Annotated in this window: 1 pseudogene; it reads right to left on the minus strand. The window is 62.1% G+C overall.

The annotated features are described in order from the left end of the window. Positions 1-849 (minus strand): annotated as a pseudogene (locus V6C16_RS14445) (response regulator); the annotation flags it as partial.

Consider the following 849-nt stretch of genomic DNA (forward strand, 5'->3'; position numbering starts at 1 on the left):
GCCACCGCCCAACTGGTCGGCAAGGCCCAGAATCTGGGGCAGGGCCGTGAGATCGGGCAGACGCGAAGAAGTCCCACTTGACGCGGGCCAAGCCTGGTCTGAACCGAAAAGATCGGGCAGGGGCGAAGAAGGAGCATCCGCACCCTTTGCGCCCGGCAGCAAGTCTTCCAGCGGACTGGCCTGGGCCGTAAGATCCTCTGCTCCGGCAAGATCTGCGGAGGGCAGGTCGTCATGGCTTTCATGACCGTCGCCGGCGTCGGCCTGGGCGTTCCGGCTTTCCGTATTTTCTTCGGAAGCGCCCGGCAGGGAAATGCCGGCCTCCTCCAGAATTTCCTGCACTGTGGCCGCAAAAACGGTTTTATCAACAGGTTCCAGCAAGGCATGCGTGTATCCGGTATCGGCCAGAGCGTCCCATCGGCTGTCGTCGGCAGTGACGGCCAAAGCCTTGCAGAAGGGCAGGCCAGCCTTCACAGCCTGATTTTTAAAGCGCTCAAGCACGTCGCACGCCGCCGAACCATCCACAGGCTCATGCTCCACAAGCAGCAGGGCGGGATTTTCCCGATTCAGTTCCAGAGCTTCGCGCACGGTGCGCGCCTCTGTGCTCGGCAGCCCCATGCCCGCCACCATATGGGCAAAACCCTGACGCTCCACGGCCCCGTCCGCCACAACGACCACATGGGGCCGCAGTTCTTCGGGAGCAGAGGCATCCTGCTCCAGCGGCTTAAGACGAAGGGTAAAAGAAATGCTCGTCCCCTGGGGCGTGCATTCCACATTCAAGTAACAATTGTTGGTTCCGGCCAGTTCCCAGGCACGCGCCAGAGCAAGAGTGGAGCGGTTGCGCGGCGGAAT

Origin of the sequence: Desulfovibrio sp. 1188_IL3213 (assembly GCF_036763145.1) — a bacterium.
Lineage (GTDB): Bacteria > Desulfobacterota > Desulfovibrionia > Desulfovibrionales > Desulfovibrionaceae > Desulfovibrio.